Raw genomic sequence first — 20,017 nt, 5'->3', positions numbered from 1 at the left:
AGGGTCAGGGAATGTGTTCTGCAGACAAAACCAGTGCGTGGATGCTTTGTCCACAATGCGACCTGATGGTCAAACTGCCGGATATCCCTGTTGGCAGCCGCGCGTCATGCCCGCGCTGCCACACGTCCCTGACAGTCAACTGGTCAGAGCCACGCAAACGTCCCACCGGCTATGCGCTGGCGGCACTGTTTATGTTAGTCCTGGCCAATCTGTTCCCGTTTATCACTATGAAAGTGGCCGGGCTCTCCAGCCAGATTAGCCTGATGCAAATTCCTGGTGTCATGGTGGCCGATGACTATGCCAGCCTGGCCACCCTGTTTCTGCTGTTTGTTCAGGCGATTCCGGCGTTTTGCATGGTCACGCTGGTCCTGCTGGTGAACCAGGTCAAGATGCCTCTTAGCCTGAAACTGGGGCTGGCGCGTATTCTGTTTCATATGCGGAGCTGGGGCATGGCCGAAATTTTTATGGCCGGTGTGCTGGTAAGTTTTGTGAAGCTCATGGCCTATGGCGAAATCAGCCTTGAAACCAGTTTCTGGCCCTGGTGTCTGTTTTGTCTTTTACAACTGCGGGCGTTTCAGTGCCTGGACCGTCGCTGGCTCTGGCTGCAAATTGAGCCACCGCCGCCTTTGCCGCATGCGCCACAGCCCGGCATTAGCGGACTCAGGCAGGGGCTGCGCTCCTGTCCTTGCTGTACGGCGATCTTGCCCGTGGCGCAGCAGGAATGCCCCCGTTGTGGCGTAGTTGCCCATGCCCGACGTAAGCACAGCCTGCAGTGGACCATGGCACTGCTGATCACCTCCGTTATGCTCTACGTGCCGGCCAATCTGCTGCCCATCATGATTACGGAAACCCTGGGCTCCGCGATGCCGTCCAACATCATGGCTGGCGTCATTTTGCTGTGGGGCGATGGCTCTTATCCGGTCGCGCTGGTGATTTTCATCGCCAGTATTATGGTGCCGTCTCTGAAAATGCTGGCGATTGGCTGGCTGTGCTGGGATGCCAGTGGGCGAGGGCAGCGCGACAGCCACAAAATGCACCGGATTTATGAAGTCGTTGAGTTTGTGGGGCGCTGGTCAATGATTGACGTCTTTGTGATTGCCGTGCTCTCTGCGCTGGTGCGCATGGGGCAATTAATGAAAATTTATCCGGCATGGGGAGCGGTGTTGTTTGCGTTGGTGGTGATTCTGACCATGATTGCGGCAATGACGTTTGACCCGCGCTTAACTTGGGATCGTGCTGGTGAGAAAAACATGAAGGAGCCGCATCTTGACGGAAAATAATCACGGTTATGCCAAAGTGGACCAGATCAAGCGCTGGTCACCGGTATGGATCGTCCCTATTGTCACGTTATTAATAGGCGGCTGGATTCTGTTTTATCACTTCAGCCATCAGGGGCCCGAAGTGACCCTGATCACCGAGAGTGCAGAAGGGATCGAAGCGGGCAAAACCACGATTAAAAGTCGCAGCGTGAACGTTGGCGTGGTGGAAAGTGCGGTGCTGACGGACGATCTTCATCATGTGGAAATTAAAGCCCGACTGAATGCCGGTATGGAAAAACTGTTGCACAGCGACAGCGTCTTCTGGGTAGTTAAACCGCAGGTGGGCCGTGAAGGGATCACCGGTCTGGGCACGTTACTTTCCGGGGCCTATATTGAGCTGCAGCCCGGCACCAAAAAAGCGCCTCTGGAGCAGTACACCCTGATGGATTCACCGCCGCTTGCCCCGCCGGATGCCAAAGGTATCCGGATTACGCTCGACAGTAATAAAGCAGGCCAACTGAATCCGGGCGATCCGGTTCTGTTCCGCGGTTTCCGTGTCGGCACCGTTGAAACCAGCACGTTCGACACGGATAAACGCCTGATGACCTATCAGCTGTTTATCGCCGCGCCTTACGATCGCCTGGTAACGACCAATGTGCGCTTCTGGAAAGACAGCGGCATCGCGGTCGATATGTCGGCCTCAGGGATGCGCGTCGAAATGGGATCGCTGACCACGCTGTTTAGCGGCGGAGTGAGTTTTGACGTCCCGGACGGGTGGGATTTAGGCAAAGCGGCGCAGAATCAGGCTGAATATCATTTGTTCGACGATCAACGCAGTATTCAGGATTCGCTGTACACCAATCATATCGACTATCTGATGTTCTTCTCGGATTCGATTCGTGGCTTGCAGGTGGGCGCGCCGGTTGAATTCCGCGGCATTCGTCTGGGTACCGTTGCGGAAGTGCCGTTCATGAATGCGGGCACCGCTCAGGCGTTAAATAATGATTATCGCGTGCCGGTGTTGATTCGTATTGAACCCGATCGCTTTATTAACCGTTTAGGGCAAAACTTTGATCTTGAGCAGCATTTGCAGGATGGTAAGAAACGTGGCCTGCGCGCAACGTTGAAAACGGGCAATTTGCTATCCGGTGCGCTGTATGTGGATATCGACTTCTATAATAACGCACCGCCGTATACCGGTCCGGATAAAGTCGCGGGATACGAAGTGATTCCAACAGTAAGCGGCGGCCTCAGTCAGATCCAGCAAAAACTGATGGCGGCGCTGGATAAGATTAACAGTTTACCGCTGAACAACATGGTGACGGAAGCCACGGGCACACTGAAAGAGAGCCAGAAGACGCTCAGGGATCTGCAGCGTACTATTGATAACATCAATGTGGTGACCAGCAGTCCGGCGATGAAAACCTTGCCAGAAGAAACGCAGCAGACGCTTCGTGAGCTGAACCGAAGCATGAAAGGGTTACAGCCAGGCTCCCCGGCTTACAGCAAGCTGGTGGGCGATATGCAACGGCTTGATCAGGTGCTGCGTGAACTTCAGCCCGTGTTAAAAACGTTAAATGCGAAAAGTAATGCGTTAGTGTTTGAGGCCAAACCGGGACAGGATCCCCAGCCAAAGAGGGCGAAACAATGAAAAAAGGATTAATGCTTTTTGCCGCTCTCGCACTGAGTGCCTGTAGCAGTACGGTCAATACCACCTATTATCAGCTGCCCTCGGGGGCAGCCTCAATGCAGGTGATAAGCAGCGAGGCGAATGCGCAGCCGACATTATGGGTGCAGCAAATTACGGTCCCCGACTATCTGGCGGGCAATGGGCTGGTCTATCAGACCAGCGACGTAAAATATGTCATTGCCGCTAATAATCTGTGGGCCAGCCCGCTCGATCAGCAATTGCAACAAACGTTGATCACTAATCTGACGAAAGCGTTACCCGGCCGTCTGGTTACCCAGACGCTTATCGGTCAGGAGCACGATACGCTGAGCGTAACGGTGAATGATTTCCAGGGCCGTTATGATGGCAAGGCGGTTATCAGCGGTCAGTGGACACTGGAACATCAGGGGCGCTTCACAAAGCAGGCTTTTAATCTGGTGCTACCGCAGCGGGAAGATGGCTATGATTCGCTGGTTAAAACGCTGGCACAGGGCTGGCAGCAAATCGCACAGCAGATTGCACGCGGTGCAACCACGGCAGAGTCAACCGCAACAGGGCTTTAGTTAACGTGTTGTTTCAGCACATATAATTTTTCTGACGTTTTCCAGGCTTTCTTTATAAATCATACGGATATCGTCACAGTTTCATAGGTTGAAACAGAAAGTATATGTCTGGAGCAGGTCATATTTGTGACACTGGCGTGAATATTGCGCATTGATCTTTTCATACAGAGCGAGTAAAACAAAAGGGTGGCTGAACATTAATTCACCACCTTTTTCTTTCCACCAGATTCCACAGACCTTACATGAGGGACACGGAGTATGAAGAGACAGAAACGAGACCGCCTTGAGCGCGCCCATTCACGTGGTTATCAAGCTGGCATTACAGGACGCTCTAAAGAGATGTGTCCGTATCAAATGATAGACGCTAAGTCTCACTGGTTGGGAGGTTGGCGACAAGCCATGGAGGACAGGTCGGCTGCGGCTTAGCCGGATGTCACTGAAAAGGGATATAACCTCCGCACTGTGCGGAGGTTTTCGTTTCTGTGGAATGAAACGTCAGAATGCAGCAGTATCTTTGAACAGGCCAACTTTCAGATCGCTGGCTGTATAGATCAAATTCCCGTCAACAAACACTTCACCATCTGCCACGCCCATAACCAGTTTACGGTTAATCACGCGTTTAAAGTGAATGCGGTAGGTGACTTTTTTCGCGTCTGGCAGAACCTGACCGGTGAATTTAACTTCACCCACGCCCAGCGCGCGGCCTTTTCCTTCGCCACCCAGCCAGCCGAGATAGAAGCCAACCAGTTGCCACATCGCATCCAGGCCCAGACAGCCAGGCATCACCGGATCACCAATGAAATGGCAGCCAAAGAACCACAGATCTGGATTGATATCCAGTTCAGCTTCCACGAAGCCTTTATCATATTTCCCGCCGTCCTCGGTCATTTTGACCACGCGGTCCATCATCAGCATATTGCCGGAAGGGAGTGGCGGACCATTTTCGCCGAACAGTTCACCGCGACCAGACAGGATCAGGTCTTCTTTGGTATAGGATTCGCGTTTATCTACCATGTTCTTATTAAGCCTTCTTTTAGTGAATCACGAATATTAGCGAACAGTTGTACACTGAGCAAATGAGATTAACGGTGGTTGAACCAGTTAAGCCATCTCAACGGCCATGCCCGAGGGGTGGGCTCAGGCTGATTCATCTGACTGATGCGCTCCTGAATCGTACGCAGCAGGCATTCGCCTTCGCCGTCTTCCGTGTTCCAGACTTTTCCGGTCAGTAAGGGCAACGCTTCATCAGCCGTATCGATTGCCCAGATATGGAAACGACCGGCTTCGACCGCACTCACAACCTGCTGATTCAGACTCAGGTGGCGCACATTGCAGGCAGGAATAATCACACCTTGCTGACCCGTGAGCTCACGCTGATGGCAGATGTCGAAGAAGCCTTCAATTTTCTCATTCAGGCCACCGACCGGCTGGACGTTACCAAACTGATCGACCGAGCCCGTGACCGCAATTTGCTGATTTAGCGGTGTATCGGCAAGGGCACTGATCAGAGCACACAGTTCTGCCAGCGACGCGCTGTCGCCGTCAACTTCCGAATAGGATTGTTCAAACACCAGCGAAGCAGAAAAAGGCAATTGCTGATCTAACTCCAGCTCCGCAATAAGATAGGCCTGCATAATCATCATGCCTTTAGCATGAATATTGCCGCCCAGCTCCGCTTTGCGTTCGACGTCGGTAAATTCTCCGTCGCCAGGATGAACCACGCAGGTGATACGGCAGGGATCGCCCCAGGCCCGCGGGTGACCGGGATATTCCACGACGGAAAGACCGTTGATCTGGCCCACCACTTCGCCTTCCGTTTCGACCAAAATCTGGCGCAGCAAAATCTCATCACGCATGCGTTCATTCAGATAATTTTCGCGCCACAGACGTGCTTCCAGCGCGTCACGCAAGGCTTCAGCGTTTAGTGTTTCACCCATCAACGCGGTCTCACGCAGCTGACGCAGCAGCCAACGTGGACAAAGGGGATAGGTTTCCTGATCGCCACTATAGCGAACGCCTTCTTTGATGAGCTCAGGCCAAAAGTCCTCATCTGGCGCAGCGATATCAGCCTGTGCGGCCAAATCTACTGTCCAGCGGCACCATGCCAGCACATCATCTTCATCCACAATTTGAAGGTTTTCTTCAAATTCAGTGTAAATCGCCATCTCATGCGCTTCGGCATCCAGCTCCTGAAAATCAGCGAGCGTATCGCGTTCGCCACAGAGCACCAGATTTAACTTCAGCGGAAGCGGCGGGACAGAGACAGGCAAAGGGCGGCGCTCATCCTGCGACAGCCATTCGAGGTAGCCTTGCTCAATGCTCCTTTTCAGCCGCAGCCAGAGCAGGGGCTGAGCGAGGAGCGCACGGAGTGAAAGCACCAGCGTTCCGCCATTGGCACGATGGATCAGACCAGGTTCCAGCTGAATACGATCTTTATGTACCCGGACACAGCCAAACAGCTGCTCCTGCTCAATCCAGTCGGCAAAATGCACACCACCCTGGCTGGTAAAAGGACGCTGACTGTCAGTGGGCGGCTGCAACGTGACGTTGTCGGCCAGGATATGATAATCCCCGCCCGCCAGGGACGAAGCGGTGCCCATTACGCGCTGTGCCGCACTGGCGATCAGCGAGAGATAATCGCGGTTTTCCTGGCTGCGAACCAGCAGCAAAGGAAAACCCTGACTCTGATGGTGCAAGTGGGCCAGCGCATTCAGCAATCGGGGCTGCACCGTTGCTAAAGCATCGGTTTCTTCATCAGCAATTCGGGAGAAAACGGATTGATATTGCGCGCTATCCGGCTGTAAGGTTTGCCACGTGAGTTGAGTGCTGGTCAAAATAATCGCATTTGTCTGTTTTGAGAAAAGCAAGATTATACAGGATTCACTGTGCTTAAGCACTGCGGAGTTCAATCAGAAGTTGTGACACTGACGACATGTTTTTCGTTGCTGCATCCAGTAAAAAAGCTGTTATTCTTAGTTCGTTACGTGATCACGATGAGATTCCGATGAAATACCAGCAGCTCGAAAATCTTGAATGTGGATGGAAGTGGAAATACCTGGTGAAAAAACATCGGGAAGGTGAACTGATCACGCGTCACCTTGAACTCAGCGCGGCACAGGCGGCAGTCGATAAGCTGTTAATGATGGAGAATAATCCCGTCGACGTTAACGACTGGATTAGTCAACACATTCATCCCGAACTGGACAACCGGCTTAAACAAACGATCCGTGCGCGGCGAAAACGGCATTTCAATGCCGAGCATCAGCACACACGAAAAAAATCCATCGATCTGGAATATCTGGTCTGGCAGCGGCTGGCCGGCCTGGCGCAACGGCGCAACTGCACCCTGTCTGAAACGATTGTGCAGCTAATTGAAGATGCCGAACGCAAAGAAAAGTACGCCAGCCAGATGTCGACGCTGAAGCAGGATTTGCAGGCTATACTGGGCAAGTCGGATACTGACAACGGGTAGTTTACGGAGCAATATTCAGGCCTGCTCCGGATTAAAGGACAAAAAAAACCCCGCATGCGCGGGGTTTTTTATCACGTATAACTTAAGCCTGAGGCTGAGTTACCACGTCTTTGATACCTTTAACGTCGATTTCTACACGACGATCTGGCGCCAGGCAGTCGATCAGGGCTTTACGGCCTTTCACGCTGTCACAGGTGTTGCCAGTCACTGGGTTAGATTCACCCATGCCGCGAGCAGAGATCTTGTTAGCAGGGATACCTTTAGATACCAGGTAATCTACTACAGACTGAGCACGTTTCTCAGACAGTTTCTGGTTGTACTGCTCTGAACCGATGCGATCGGTGAAGCCCAGAACAACGACTGAACCGTCTTTAGGATCCATTGAGCTCAGCTGGCTGTACAGCTGATCCAGAGCCTGCTGACCTTCTGGCTTCAGCGTTGACTTGTTGAAGGTGAACAGAACGTCTGATTTCAGAGTAAAGCGCTTAGTCTGAACAACTGGCGCTGGTGCTGGTGCTGGAGCCGGAGCTGGCGCAGCAACATCATCCTGACCGAAACGGTAAGAAACACCCAGGCTCAGCATGCCGTTGTCTGGACGAGCACCAACGGTCTGTGCGTCACCGATGTTGTTCACCCACTGGTAATCCAGACGGGTTGCCCAGTTTTTGGTCAGAGCATACTCAACACCAACCGCTGCCAGTGGAGAAACACCGGTGTCGTGGTCGCTGATGCGGTTGCCGCCAACTACTTGCTGGGTAGAATCTGCACGCCATACCATACCACCCAGGCGGGTATAAACGTCGAGATCGTCAGCGATTGGGTAGCTCAGTTTAGCAGCCAGTTGGATGCCCTGTGCTTTGAAAGCGCCGTTAACCTGGTTGCCTTTGTTAGGCATACGGCCTAACCAGTCATAACCCAGCTCGAAACCCAGGTATGGGTTAGCCTGGTAACCGGCGAATGCGCCAGCACCCAGTTGGCTTTCGTGAGTTGGGCCGTCGTTATTTTGGTAACCGTGACCGTAGTAGCCAGTGTCGTGATACTGAGACCAGCCCAGTTTAGCACCGGTGTACCAGGTGTTATCTTTAGGGGCGGCCTGCGCTACGGTAGCGAAGCCAGCCAGTGCCACTGCAATTGCGATAGCTGTCTTTTTCATTTTGCGCCTCGTTATCATCCAAATAGGCAATGAGCATAAAGGTTGCTCTTGGTTTAATCCTTCGCCGGGTCAAAACGCTCGCTTATGACTCTACCGCAAAAAACGGAGGTTATTGAGCACCCTGGCGAGATAAAGTCTACAACGAGATTGGAAACTTACAAGTGTGATGTGAGGCACTTATGTAAAAAAACAGTGTTTTATACATAAATTCTAACAATTTAGGGTGAACTTCTGTGATGGGGGTAACCCGCAAAATGGGGGCTAAGCCATTGTCATTACTGGCAGGAGCAGAATCAGTGTCTTAGCCCAACGCGAGAGAAAAAATTTCTTGAGATAAATCTCATTTTTTACTTAATGAAACAAATCAGACTGAATTTTTAGCCGACTTTCTGGTCTGACTGGCGTTTTAGAGGACTCACCCGAGCGCAGGATGAGTCCTAACGCTTCACCTTCAGCCGCAGCGAGCTCCAGTTCCCGACGCTCATCTTCATCCAGATCGTAGGGAATCCAGGCTAAAACGACACTGTAATTTCCCGTACGCAGGGCCTTAATCATGGCCTCGACGGCGTTGTAACGTTCAGCGTCGGCGATATGCATACTTTTCTCCAGGGGCAAGCCTGCTTCCTGCATCCAGACCCGACTCAACTTATGCGCAGGTGTTAACCAAAGCTGCCAGCGGGATTGCTGGCTCAGTTGCTGAAGCAACGGTAACAGCAGCATCTGCATCATTCCCGGTTTTTCGCTATAGCGCAATTCAGTAATCCAGCCGCTCTGAGAAGCGGGGTCAGAAGGCGAAGCGTAACGGTGAGTCGGGCATACATTACGGGGATGTTGGGTGCGCATAAATTAATCACTCAGCAGTTGACTGTATGGATATACAGTAATGACATCCTGGATAAAGATCAACCTGAATTTCTGAAAATGCCTCGCAAAATTCGCATAATGTTGACGCCAAAGTGATTTATTCATTGAACCTGCAACTGAATTTTCTTATCTTCTAACCGACTGAATAGTAACGTTTTTAACAGGTTTTTGTTACAAGGAGGTGATGATATGAAGAAAGAACAGCGGGTCGTTTTGCGATCAAAACAACAACTGGCGCCTTTAGGTAATGTCGAATCCCGTACTCAGTTTGGCGGTTACGCCTTAGCTGTTGAGCGCGTCGTGTTTGCCTTGATAAAAGACGATCAGCTTTATCTGCGCGCCAGCGAAGCCCTGCGGGAATATGTGGCTAAACGCCCCTTGGAGCCGCTTATTTTTCGCAAACGCGGTATGCCGGTCAGCCTGAATTATTTCAGGGTCGATGAAAATTTATGGTGTGACCCGGAGCATCTGGTTGCGCTCTCAGCGGCCTCACTACAGACCGCCCGTCGGGAACAGGATGACCGACAAGGCCGGGTGCGTTTAAAAGATCTGCCTAATGTCAGCTTACGGCTGGAAATGATGTTGCATGAGATAGGCATTTGCAGCGTTAAACACCTGCACGAGGTCGGAGCCAGGGCGTGCTGGTTAAAACTAAAACGTTATAACCAGCACCTCGGTTTCAAAACCTTGCTGGCGCTTCAGGGTGCTATTTCGGGCCATCATGAAGCCGCTCTCCCGCCAAGGGTTAAAGCGGAGCTGGGTGAATGGTACCAGGCTGCGCTCAAAACAGTGGAAGAGGCGAAGAAAGGGCCTTAGTGAGAACCTAAAGCACGCCGCAGGCGAGCGATTTCCGGCAGCAAGGCAACCAGTAACCCCAGTTGCTGCAGTACCAGCGGCGTAGGCGAATCAGACCCGGCGGTAAACCGGGTAAGGCGTTGTTCCAGTTCCCGACGCATTTCCTCAGCCCGGCTGTCACTGACGATGTCGGTTTGCAGCACATCTTCGACATAGCACACCGTGTCGTCGAGAAGTGCCAGCAGCGCTGGATCAGTGACTTTATCGCGGTGCGCCCCCAGCGCGGAGATATAGCTGAGCAACGAGTGGTTCAGGCAAAGTAGCTGAAAGGCCGATTCCCGCAGCTTAGGGTTGGTACGGGTTTCACTGCTCATATTCGACACGACGGAGGCCAGTTCCGCGTCAGCATTGTGTGCATCGCGGCGGGCAATACGGTAAGCGAGGCGATTATCTTTGCCCTGATGGTATTGTTCCATAATGGCATCCAGATAACGGCAATTGGCATTGAGTGTGCGCGTCGCCACCGCCGGAAGCTGGCGAAAACGCCAGTCTGGCCAGATAAAGGTGACGGCCAGCCAGGCCAGCGCACAGCCCAGTAACGTGTCCACTACCCGGGGCAGGGCCACCTCAAAGCCTTCGCCTAACAAATTAAAACAGAACAACACCAGCAGAGTAATGAACAAGGTTGCATGAGCATACTGCACCTGACGAAACGCAAAGAACATGACGCCCGTGACCACAATCAAGACCAGTTGGCCTTCAATGGAAGGGACCAGCCAGAGCAGGGGCAGTCCAAGCGCAATGCCCGCGAGCGTGCCGCCAATGCGTAGCGCCAGTCGGCGTTGGGTTGCGCTATAGTTAGGCTGGCAAACAAACAGACTGGTCAGCAGGATCCAGTAGCCGCGCTCCAGCCCGGTAATCTGGATAAATCCGTATCCCACACACATCACAATCGACATGCGTACGGCGTGGCGAAACAGGGCAGAGGCCGGACTCAGGTGAAGGCTGAGGCGCAGTTTAATATCACTCCAGCCACTCAGTTCTTCGCGTGACAGCAGGTTGTCGCTGTGCTGCGGATCAACTGCCTGCGCCTGCTCGGTTTCGATTGAGGCCAGTTGTGCATCGATGGCCTGCAGGTTGCGAAGCAGCCAAAGCAGTGCACCGGTATGGGCGGCATCCGGCTCGCTCTGTGCCAGCCGGTGAATCGCATTTTCCAGACGTTCAAAAACACGCTCAAAGCGGCCATCATGTTCCCAGCGTTCGCGCAGCAGAATCGCCCGGGCAAGCTGGCGACAGGCCTGTGCCTGCATATTCAGTAAACGCTGAAAGCGAAACAGGATCTCGTTGTAACGCCAGTCGCCACGCAGAAGATGGTACTGCAGATGCGAAGAGCTGGCGCGTTCATGGATATCCTGAGCCACGAAGTAATAGTGCAGGCTGCGTCGGGTACCGCGTGAGCCTCTGTCACCTCGTAAACGGCTTTGCAAGGTGGTCTTGGTCAGATTGAGCTGTGCAACAAGCTGGCTGTTTACCATCGCGGCTTTAACAAATGCAGCATCATCCTGTTCACCCGCGTCAGGATCAAAAAGATTGGCTTTGGCATCCAGATAGTGGGCCAGCTGTGAAAAACTGGCTGCCAGTTGTTCCTGCACCGGACGAATCGGAAACATTAAATGGCCCAGCAGCGTCAGCAGGTTATACCACAGTGCCCCAACCAACAGCAGCATGGGCTGCATATACCATTGTGAGAACAACCCAATGCCCAGCATGGTGTAAACGGCAATCAGTAAGGCGCCAAATGCAATGGTGGCATAGCGCTGTCCCAGCGCGCCTAACAGAATGAATCCCCATGTTGAACCTGCCAGGCCGATAATAAATACCAACGGATGCGGGAACAGCAGCTCTACTGAAACCGAAGCGATGCAAAAACAAAGTAAGGTAATCAGCAGGTTTTTAAGCCGCCCGGCCAGCCTGTCATCCAGATCGGCCAGCGCGGCGGCAACCACGCCGAGGGTTAACGGAATCGTCCACTCAATTTGCTGCAGTATCCAGGGCACAGCCGCACATCCTGATAAGGCAAACAGAATGCGCAGCAGATAACGCCAGGTGCTGTTAAAAAGATACTTTCGCCACCCGGACAGCATACTAATAGCGGCGGCGGGCATTGGCATCACGCGCGGCACGCGCCTCTTCCACAGAGACGACCCGACGTCCTACCGGCCAGAGTGCAATGGCGGCAATCTTGAAATTGGCGAGGCCCACCGGAATACCAATAATGCTGATGCACTGCACGATGCCGACAGAAATGTGCGACAGGCATAACCACCAACCGAAAAAGATAAACCAGAAAATGTTCAGAAACGTGCCGCCGGTGTTCATGATAGAGCTTTTATTCTCCGGGCGCAGAACGTCAACATGGACCGCTTCATTGCCAAACGGCAGAAATGACAGCTTAGTGATCTCCCAGCAGGAGCGCGTTAAGGGCAGGGTAAAGATCAGGACGATACTGATGAGCGTGGCGAATAACCAACTCAGCGTGGTGAAAAATCCACCCAGGACAAAATTAAGAATATTTAAAACAGTACGCATAACAGGCTTTTCCTTTTGCACTCCGCAATCTGTGCCGCCAAGTTTAGCGTGTTTTAAGGCTGGAGCGTCAAGAGTCTGACAGGTAAACTCCGATTACTCTCTATCTCGGTCGTTGGTGTCGGCGTGGAACTTAAAGCAACATCCATGGGCAAACGGCTTGCCCAGCATCCTTATCATCGTGTTCGCCTGTTATCCGCGGGCGTTGAGGTCAGCGGCGACAAACACGAATATTTGATCCCCTTCAATCAGTTGTCCGACATCACCTGTAAACGGGGAATGGTGTGGGGTGAACTGGAATTCTTACTGGCGGACAACAAGGTTGTGCGTTTGCACGGTACGGAATGGCAGGAGACGCAGCGTTTTTTCCACTACCTCATGCAGTCGTGGCAAAGCTGGAGTCAGGAAATGAGTGAAGTATGCGCCGCGGTTTTACAGGCGCTGCGCGACGACATTCAGGGATTCAGCGAACAGGAGCGTTGGCTGAAGCGCAGCGAACTTCAGGCGATCAAAGATAAGATCCGCAAACAGTTTGACGCGTTACCTTTGCCGCTTTCCCGCATTGAGCAGTTTGATTCCTGCCGTGAAAACTGGGCATTTTGCCAATACTGGCTGCAGCAGGGCGAGACGGCGATGACGCAGCGCAATCGTGACTGGACGGCGGCCATGTTGACCCGCTACCGGGATTTTTTCGCCACGGTGGAATCCACCCCGCTGAACGAGTCACAGGCAGAAGCGGTGGTTAACGGCGAAGACGCTGTGCTGGTGCTGGCGGGCGCTGGCAGCGGCAAAACGTCAGTATTAGTGGCCCGCGCGGGGTGGCTGTTACAGCGCAGACTGGCCGCAGCCGATCAGATTTTGTTGCTGGCATTTGGTCGTCATGCGGCGGAAGAGATGAATGACCGTATTCAACGCCGCTTAGGGGCCGGGGATATCCAGGCGCGTACGTTTCATGCGCTGGCCCTGCATATCATTCGGGAAGGAAGTCATAAACAGCCGGTCATCAGTAAACTCGAAAGCGATCCCGACGCGCGTCGGACATGGCTGATCGACCACTGGCGTCAGCAGTGTAATGAAAAAAAAGCTCAGGCGAATGGCTGGCGGCAATGGTTGCGTGATGAACTGGAGTGGGAGGTCAGCGAAGGCCCTTTCTGGCAGGATGATCGTTTAGCACAGCGCCTGGCGTCTCGTCTTGAACGCTGGCTTGGCCTGATGCGGATGCATGGCGGCGCACAGGCCGCCATAATTGAGGATGTACCTGACGCGCTGCGCGACGTATTCAGTAAGCGGATTAAATTGATGGCACCCCTTCTGAAGGCCTGGAAAAGTGCGCTTAAGGACGAGGGCGCAGTCGACTTCTCCGGGCTGATTCATCAGGCCATCGCGATCCTCGAAAAGGGCCGCTTTGTCAGCCCCTGGAAGCATATTCTGGTTGACGAATTTCAGGATATCTCGCCACAACGCGCGGCTTTACTCAGCGCGCTGCGTCAGCAAAACACACGCACGACATTGTTTGCGGTGGGCGATGACTGGCAGGCAATTTACCGGTTCAGCGGCGCAGAGATGAGTCTGACAACGGCATTCCATCACTATTTTGGTGAGGGCGATCGTTGTGTGCTGGATACGACCTATCGTTTCAATGATCGTATTGGTGAAGTGGCGAATCGGTTTATCCAGCAAAATCCGCATCAACTGCGTAAGCCCTTAAACAGTCTGACGAAAGGGAATAAAAAGTCGATTGCTTTGCTCCCGCACGATCAGCTTGAGGCACTTCTTAACAAGCTAAGCGGTTATGTTAAAGCGGATGAGCGCGTACTGCTGTTGGCCCGCTATCACTATTTGCGTCCTGAACTGCTGGATAAGGCAAAAACCCGCTGGCCAAAAATGCGTATCGATTTTATGACCATTCATGCCAGTAAAGGTCAGCAGGCCGATTACGTCATTGTGCTGGGTCTGCAGCAAGGCAAAGAAGGGTTTCCCGCGCCGCAGCGTGAGTCCATTATGGAGCAGGGGCTGCTGCCGCAGCCCGAAGACTTCCCTGATGCAGAAGAGCGCCGGCTGGCGTATGTTGCCCTGACGCGCGCGCGGCAACAGGTCTGGTTGCTGTTCGATAAACAGCAACCCTCAGTCTTTGTCGATGCGTTCCGGGCACTGGATGTACCCGTATTACGTAAAGCCTGAATCAGTTCAGGCGTTCGGCAAGGTAGCGCGCGTAATCCGGGATTCGTACGTCCACTGTCTGCGAAAAAAGCGGTGACTGAATAATAAAATCGGCCGTTGCCCGATTGGTGGCGACCGGAATATTCCACACTGTCGCCAGACGAAGCAGGGCCTTAACGTCAGGATCGTGGGGCACGGCATTAAGCGGATCCCAGAAAAACATCAGCGCATCTATTTTGCCTTCGGCAATGAGCGCACCAACCTGTTGATCGCCGCCCATTGGGCCACTGAGCATCGCGTTCACGTTCAGACCGGTGTGACGGTTGATGAGATTACCGGTCGTCCCGGTTGCGTAAAGAATATGGGGTTCAAGTGCGGATTGGTTACGTGTAACCCAGTCCAGCAGAGAAGCTTTGCAATGGTCATGGGCGACCAGCGCGATATGTTTTTGTTGACCAAGCGTTCGTACGGTGTAGTCCATAACAGCATCCTGATGCCAGTGAGCCCAACAGCCCGTTGCCGCAGTTTACCTTGTACGCTTTCTGTCTATCAACTTGCCCGCAGCATTTTGACCAGATTGATAAATTGCTGGCGGGTTGCTTCATCAAAACGTTCAAACCAGCGCTGAATTGTAGGCGTTGTGCTCTGAACGGACCAGGCGAGGTCCGCCGTCAGTTGGGCGGAAGGAGAGGGCGCGGTAAGATTCGCGAATTGCGGCACAGAGGCCGCCAGGCCCATGCGATTATACTTAACCATGGCTTTTTCGATGTCCACGCCCGGGCTGGTGGGCAGCCGATCGCGCACGCTGAATATTTCTTTGCCCTTCTCGTCCACCAGCCTGAAGGCCAGCGTTCGGTCGAAGTTATGTCGCTCGCGCGCACTGGTCAGCGGTGGCAGGCGAATCGTGATGGTTTTTGCCGCCGCAGTGAATGCCACGATCATGGGCACGGACTGGTAGCCCGGTAGCGCCGTCTTACGCGGATCTGCCGGTTGTTCTACCCGAAATAAAAATTGATGTTGACCCCGTTCAAGCTCCAGGCTGTCGGCCCCTTTCAAGAGAGAGCCTGATATCTTACGCCCGTCCAGTACCATTAGCGTAATCTGCGGATCAAGTTTTAACGTAATTGCAGAACAGGACGCCGAAACGAGGAGGGCAATAAACCCCGTTACAGCCATTGACAGCTTCATTTCGACTCCGGTCAAAAGTGGGTGGATGTAGCAATTTTTTACATTATGGCATTAAGTTTACAATTATACATATATATTCGAGCGAAGCGGCACAATATGTCTTTACGCCAGGGGCGAACTCTGTAACGCCTCATCTACACTAAAGATTAAAGTGAAAGGAGATGGACATGAATGATCAGACTATTCGTGATGTACTGACCCGGACAAAACGCATCGCGTTGGTGGGGGCGAGTGATCGTCCGGAACGCCCCAGTTATGGCGTAATGAAGTATCTGCTTGATCAAGGCTATGAGGTTATTCCGGTGAGTCCGAAGCTGGCAGGCAAAACCCTGTTAGGGCAGACAGCCTATGGATCGCTGGCAGAGGTGCCGGGAAAAATCGATATGGTGGATGTGTTCCGTAATTCAGAGGCGGCATGGGAAGTGGCTCAGGAAGCCATCGCTGCCGGAGCCGATTCGCTCTGGTTACAAATTGGGGTAATCAATGAGCAGGCCGCCGTGCTGGCCCAGGATGCGGGAATGACGGTGATTATGGATCGTTGCCCCAAAATCGAGATCCCGAGACTGGGGCTGGGACACTAATATCAGGCGCGGCAACACCGTTGCCGCCCGCTGTTAATGGCGCAGATGAGGAGCCTGAAGCTGTTTACGTACCGAGGCGGCCAGTTCATCCATTGAGGGCTGTTCAGGATGTTCCGGGCTGGTTTCACCGGCCAGCTGAATTTCGGCCACATAGGTATGAACCTGACTGCCTTGTTCATCTTCCATCACCACATGATACCAGGGCGCACTGCGCATGGTATCGGCGGCACCAATTTCATCCAGGTGCGGCTCATCTAACGCGTATTCAGGATCGACATCGACAATGACACCCAGCACGCCGGAGAGGCGATGACGAACCTGCTGACCAATACCAAATTTACTGGCAATCATGATGACCTCCGAAAAAAACTGTCCTGCCTGTTATATGGGGGCAGGGACAGTCATTTCAAGTCACATGACGCGGCAGGCGAAGCCTTTCAGGTAAAGTCCTTCAGGATAGGTTGCAATCACGGGATGATCGGCCGCCTGGCGGAACTGTTCAACAAACTGCACGTCACGGCCGGCATCCAGTGCGGCATCTGCGATGATTTTCTGGAAAAGGTCGGTAGCCATTAAGCCCGAACAGGAGAAGGTCATCAATATTCCGCCGGGATTCAGTAACTGAATGGCCAGCATGTTAATGTCTTTATAGCCACGGCAGGCTCCCATGAGCTGGCTTTTATTCTCCACGAACTTAGGCGGATCCATAATGATGAGATCAAATTTTTCACCCTCATCACGGTAGCGGCGCAGCAGTTTAAAGACATCATCGCGCTGAAATTTAGCACGCGCGAGATCCAGCTTATTCAGCTCAACGTTTTGTCGTGCAACATCCAGCGCGTCCTGAGACGTATCTACGCTGATAACTTCCTGACAACCGCCGATTAGCGCTGATACGGCAAAGCCACCGGTGTAGGAGAAACAGTTAAGCACGCGAGCATCTTTGGCATAGCGCCGTGTGGCATAACGGCTGTCGCGCTGGTCAAGGTAATAGCCTGTTTTATGCCCACCCTGAATATCCACCAGCAGTTTCATATCGTGTTCGGTGATCGGCAAGAGTGCGGGAGGATACTCACCGGTAACGGTGCCCTGCGCCAGTTCCAGCCCTTCTTTTTTACGGACAGCGACATCAGATCGATCGTAGATCGCACAATCCGGAAAGCACTGCTGCAGCGCTGAAATGATAGCCGGGCGTTGGTATTCTGCGCCGGCGGATAATAACTGCAGCACCAGAAAGCGTCCGAAACGGTCAATAGTCACGCCAGGCAGACCATCCGACTCGCCAGCGATCAGGCGATAGCTGTCCAGCCCATCGCGCTCAGCCAGCCATTCACGCCAGACCAGCGCGTGCTGAAAACGCCGCACGAAAAAGGCGATATCGATGGATTCGTCCTGCTGCCAGCTCCAGACGCGGGCGCGAATCTGTGACTGCGGTGAATAGGCGGCGCGAGCCAGCCATTTGCCATTACTGTCACAGACATCAATGGTTTCACCTTGTTGCGCTTTGCCTTCCAGACGAGCAACGGCCCCAGAGAAAACCCAGGGATGGCGACGGAGCAGGGACTTTTCACGTCCCTTCGCGAGAATCAATCGAACGGTCATATTTGCTATGCTTACCTGAAAAAATGAGGCGCTATTGTCCAGTGGATAATGGCAAATTGCAACGAAAGGCAGGAGAAGGCCATGGCGAAGGTCTGTTACAAAGCCTGGGTACAGGGCACGGTGCAGGGCGTGGGTTTCCGTTACAGCACCCAGGCGAAAGCAAATAAACTTAACGTGCAGGGTTACGCACGGAACCTTGAAGATGGTCGTGTGGAAGTCCTGGCCTGCGGCGATACCGAACAGGTCAATGCATTACTCGACTGGTTAAAAGCGGGCGGGCCGCGCACAGCCCGTGTAGAAAAGGTCCTGGTGGAGCCGCATCATGCCGCTGACATGCCGCACGGCTTCACCACGGGTTGATTACAGGCATTTTGCCGGTTTTGGCAGACCGGCAATTTTGGTTGCCTGCTTAGCAGGGCCCTCGGGGAAAAGGCGAAACAGGTAACGGCTGTTTCCTTTTTCTTCGCCATACTTTTTTGCCATCGCCTTCACCAGCATTCTTACGGCGGGGGAAGTATTAAATTCCAGATAAAAGTCGCGTACGAAGCGCACGACTTCCCAATGGGCATCTGTCATGGTGATGGCTTCTTCTGCCGCAATCTGGAGCGCCAGGCCTTCGCTCCAGTCCTGATGGTTTTTCAGATAACCTTCGGCATCGACAGCAATTTCGTCACCGTTGTAATTCATAGTGCATCCTCAGATTCGTTCGGGCTGCAGTTTACCAAACTGGCCTCACAGAAAAAGCAAAAACCCCGCCTGAGCGGGGTTTTCAGTTTACATGCAGTGCGTTAGTTACTGCGTGAGAAACCTAAAATGCTTAACAGGCTCACGAAGATGTTATAGAGGGAAACATACAGGCTGACCGTTGCACGAATATAGTTGGTTTCGCCGCCATGAATGATGTTGCTGGTTTCCCACAAAATAGCCCCCGCCGAGAACAGAATGAACAGGGCGCTAATCGCCAGTTGCAGCGCTGGCAAGTGCAGGAACAGGTTCGCCACAACGGCGACCAGTAACACGACAAAGCCCGCCATCATCATGCCGCCAAGGAAGGACATATCCCGTCCTGTCGTCAGCACATAGGCAGAGCAGCAGAAAAACACCAGTGCCGTTCCGCCGAGCGCCAGGGCGATCACGTCACCCATCCCTGCGGCCAGATAGGTGCTCAGGATAGGACCCAGACAGTAGCCCAGGAAGCCCGTAAATGCGAAAGCAGCTAAAATTCCCGTCGGGCTGTCAGCCAGACGGTAGGTCAGGAACATCAGACCATAGAAGCCCACCAGCATCAGGATCAAACCCGGGGCGGGCAGGGCCAGCAGTGTACTCGCTGTTGCGGTCAGCGCGGAAAAGGCGAGGGTCAGGCCCAGCAGAAAATAGGTGTTACGCAGGACCTTGTGCGTACTCAGTAATGACTGTCGCGATGATGATGAAACTATTCTGTCCATGTTGCGCTCCTGTAAGGCAGAACACCAAATATGCGTTGAGATTACGCAGCGCGATAAAGCGGGAAAAGAGGTTTTACCCTTCTTTACGCGAAAAAAACGCTAATTCTTTGAGCACACTGGCGATTTTGACAACGAATAACGCTTTTTTGACTGTTTTTCAGGCGAACGGATTATTACAGGCTTTACATCTCCATAGGGGATGTTTATAGTGCGCGTCATTGCGGAGGGGTGGCCGAGCGGCTTAAGGCAGCGGTCTTGAAAACCGCCGATGGGAAACCATCCGAGAGTTCGAATCTCTCCTCCTCCGCCACTTCATCTCTTAAAGAGTGAAGTGGCAAGACAGCGTTATCGCATCTTGCCTTTGCAGTAGTATGACAACCCGGAGGGATGGCCGAGCGGCTTAAGGCAGCGGTCTTGAAAACCGCCGATGGGAAACCATCCGAGAGTTCGAATCTCTCTTCCTCCGCCACATTCACAGGCCAGCACAGCGTGCTGGCCTGTTTCGTTTTACGTGCCTGACACATTTCTTCATTATTATCCCTGCCTTTTCAGTAAACTGGACTGTTTTTACCCGCGTCCGGTATCTCTGCTATAGTCCAGTAATTGTTTTTACTGTCACCTGGCGCTTTTCAGGGGCAAGCTGAGTTACACTATCCGTCACGTCGCTCTATGGCGAGCTA

At 53.1% G+C, this 20,017-nt stretch carries 21 protein-coding genes and 2 tRNA genes; 11 read left to right on the top strand and 12 right to left on the bottom strand.

The window, feature by feature from the left end; translation table 11 throughout:
* Positions 1–11 precede the first annotated feature (11 nt).
* The 4 genes from pqiA (at position 12) to rmf (ending at position 3,917) form a co-directional block, all read left to right on the top strand.
* On the top strand, positions 12–1,280 hold the full coding sequence (gene pqiA / locus GC087_RS15310; protein ID WP_033737614.1) for a membrane integrity-associated transporter subunit PqiA: 1,269 nt from the start codon (positions 12–14) through the stop codon (positions 1,278–1,280).
* Positions 1,267–2,910: an intermembrane transport protein PqiB gene (gene pqiB, locus GC087_RS15305; protein ID WP_033737613.1), complete on the top strand. Its 1,644-nt coding sequence runs from the start codon at positions 1,267–1,269 to the stop codon at positions 2,908–2,910. The genes pqiA and pqiB overlap by 14 nt, the downstream gene beginning before the upstream one ends.
* Positions 2,907–3,491: a membrane integrity-associated transporter subunit PqiC gene (gene pqiC / locus GC087_RS15300; RefSeq protein ID WP_033737612.1), complete on the top strand. Its 585-nt coding sequence runs from the start codon at positions 2,907–2,909 to the stop codon at positions 3,489–3,491. Before pqiB ends, pqiC begins: the two co-directional genes overlap by 4 nt.
* Positions 3,492–3,749: 258 nt before the next feature.
* Entirely contained in the window at positions 3,750–3,917 is a 168-nt protein-coding gene (gene rmf, locus GC087_RS15295) for a ribosome modulation factor (protein WP_006118662.1), read from the top strand.
* Between the two features lie 69 nt (positions 3,918–3,986).
* On the opposite strand, the gene fabA is transcribed toward rmf, so the two are convergent.
* Both fabA and GC087_RS15285 read right to left on the bottom strand, forming a co-directional pair.
* Entirely contained in the window at positions 3,987–4,505 is a 519-nt protein-coding gene (fabA, locus tag GC087_RS15290; protein WP_006118663.1) for a bifunctional 3-hydroxydecanoyl-ACP dehydratase/trans-2-decenoyl-ACP isomerase, read from the bottom strand.
* Positions 4,506–4,573: 68 nt separating this feature from the next.
* Entirely contained in the window at positions 4,574–6,400 is a 1,827-nt protein-coding gene (locus GC087_RS15285; RefSeq protein WP_324028663.1) for an AAA family ATPase, read from the bottom strand.
* A 95-nt stretch (positions 6,401–6,495) separates the two neighbouring features.
* Here GC087_RS15285 and matP point away from each other — a divergent pair, with 95 nt between their 5' ends.
* Entirely contained in the window at positions 6,496–6,963 is a 468-nt protein-coding gene (gene matP, locus GC087_RS15280) for a macrodomain Ter protein MatP (protein WP_146212551.1), read from the top strand.
* A gap of 82 nt (positions 6,964–7,045) precedes the next feature.
* On the opposite strand, the gene ompA is transcribed toward matP, so the two are convergent.
* The gene (gene ompA / locus GC087_RS15275; protein ID WP_033737609.1) at positions 7,046–8,116 is read right to left on the bottom strand and encodes a porin OmpA; all 1,071 of its coding nucleotides are present in this window, start codon (positions 8,114–8,116) and stop codon (positions 7,046–7,048) included.
* Positions 8,117–8,467: 351 nt separating this feature from the next.
* Positions 8,468–8,959: an SOS-induced cell division inhibitor SulA gene (sulA, locus tag GC087_RS15270; RefSeq protein WP_039341244.1), complete on the bottom strand. Its 492-nt coding sequence runs from the start codon at positions 8,957–8,959 to the stop codon at positions 8,468–8,470.
* A 210-nt stretch (positions 8,960–9,169) separates the two neighbouring features.
* On the opposite strand from sulA, the gene GC087_RS15265 reads away from it, so the two are divergent.
* Positions 9,170–9,796 (top strand): TfoX/Sxy family DNA transformation protein, encoded by a 627-nt coding sequence (locus GC087_RS15265; protein ID WP_324028662.1) that lies wholly within the window; start codon positions 9,170–9,172, stop codon positions 9,794–9,796.
* Here the strand turns inward: GC087_RS15265 and yccS are convergent.
* On the bottom strand, positions 9,793–11,940 hold the full coding sequence (gene yccS, locus GC087_RS15260; RefSeq protein ID WP_058702708.1) for a YccS family putative transporter: 2,148 nt from the start codon (positions 11,938–11,940) through the stop codon (positions 9,793–9,795). The genes GC087_RS15265 and yccS overlap by 4 nt on opposite strands.
* Positions 11,921–12,364 (bottom strand): YccF domain-containing protein, encoded by a 444-nt coding sequence (locus tag GC087_RS15255; protein WP_033737606.1) that lies wholly within the window; start codon positions 12,362–12,364, stop codon positions 11,921–11,923. Before GC087_RS15255 ends, yccS begins: the two co-directional genes overlap by 20 nt.
* Positions 12,365–12,487: 123 nt before the next feature.
* On the opposite strand from GC087_RS15255, the gene helD reads away from it, so the two are divergent.
* A complete protein-coding gene (gene helD, locus GC087_RS15250; protein WP_324028661.1) occupies positions 12,488–14,542 on the top strand; it encodes a DNA helicase IV in 2,055 nt (684 codons plus the stop codon).
* A 1-nt stretch (position 14,543) separates the two neighbouring features.
* Here the strand turns inward: helD and mgsA are convergent, their stop codons facing one another.
* Positions 14,544–15,002: a methylglyoxal synthase gene (mgsA, locus tag GC087_RS15245; protein ID WP_039341234.1), complete on the bottom strand. Its 459-nt coding sequence runs from the start codon at positions 15,000–15,002 to the stop codon at positions 14,544–14,546.
* Between the two features lie 68 nt (positions 15,003–15,070).
* Positions 15,071–15,709 carry a YccT family protein gene (locus GC087_RS15240; RefSeq protein WP_033737603.1) on the bottom strand — a complete coding sequence of 213 codons (639 nt, stop codon included), beginning with the start codon at positions 15,707–15,709 and terminating at the stop codon, positions 15,071–15,073.
* A 167-nt stretch (positions 15,710–15,876) separates the two neighbouring features.
* Here GC087_RS15240 and GC087_RS15235 point away from each other — a divergent pair, with 167 nt between their 5' ends.
* Positions 15,877–16,290, top strand: coding sequence for a CoA-binding protein (locus GC087_RS15235; protein WP_033737602.1), 414 nt, complete (start codon positions 15,877–15,879; stop codon positions 16,288–16,290).
* A gap of 33 nt (positions 16,291–16,323) precedes the next feature.
* Here GC087_RS15235 and hspQ read toward each other — a convergent pair whose 3' ends face one another.
* On the bottom strand, positions 16,324–16,641 hold the full coding sequence (hspQ, locus tag GC087_RS15230) for a heat shock protein HspQ (protein WP_006118675.1): 318 nt from the start codon (positions 16,639–16,641) through the stop codon (positions 16,324–16,326).
* A gap of 60 nt (positions 16,642–16,701) precedes the next feature.
* Positions 16,702–17,892 (bottom strand): 23S rRNA (cytosine(1962)-C(5))-methyltransferase RlmI, encoded by a 1,191-nt coding sequence (rlmI, locus tag GC087_RS15225; protein ID WP_033737601.1) that lies wholly within the window; start codon positions 17,890–17,892, stop codon positions 16,702–16,704.
* Positions 17,893–17,973: 81 nt separating this feature from the next.
* Between rlmI and yccX the strand changes: the two genes are divergently transcribed.
* Complete coding sequence (yccX, locus tag GC087_RS15220; protein ID WP_054634208.1) at positions 17,974–18,252, top strand: acylphosphatase; 279 nt, start codon at positions 17,974–17,976, stop codon at positions 18,250–18,252.
* On the opposite strand, the gene tusE is transcribed toward yccX, so the two are convergent.
* Both tusE and yccA read right to left on the bottom strand, forming a co-directional pair.
* Complete coding sequence (gene tusE, locus GC087_RS15215) at positions 18,253–18,579, bottom strand: sulfurtransferase TusE (protein WP_006118678.1); 327 nt, start codon at positions 18,577–18,579, stop codon at positions 18,253–18,255. It abuts the gene before it with no gap.
* A gap of 101 nt (positions 18,580–18,680) precedes the next feature.
* Positions 18,681–19,337, bottom strand: a complete 657-nt coding sequence (yccA, locus tag GC087_RS15210) for an FtsH protease modulator YccA (protein WP_006118679.1) — start codon at positions 19,335–19,337, stop codon at positions 18,681–18,683.
* Positions 19,338–19,559: 222 nt separating this feature from the next.
* Between yccA and GC087_RS15205 the strand changes: the two genes are divergently transcribed.
* Both GC087_RS15205 and GC087_RS15200 read left to right on the top strand, forming a co-directional pair.
* Positions 19,560–19,647 (top strand) — tRNA-Ser (locus GC087_RS15205).
* A 71-nt stretch (positions 19,648–19,718) separates the two neighbouring features.
* A tRNA-Ser gene (locus tag GC087_RS15200) sits at positions 19,719–19,806 on the top strand.
* Positions 19,807–20,017 lie beyond the last annotated feature (211 nt).

The sequence above is a fragment of the Pantoea sp. JZ2 genome (genome assembly GCF_035191405.1).
GTDB lineage: Bacteria > Pseudomonadota > Gammaproteobacteria > Enterobacterales > Enterobacteriaceae > Pantoea > Pantoea stewartii.
This window is presented reverse-complemented; position numbering and strand designations above follow the sequence as displayed.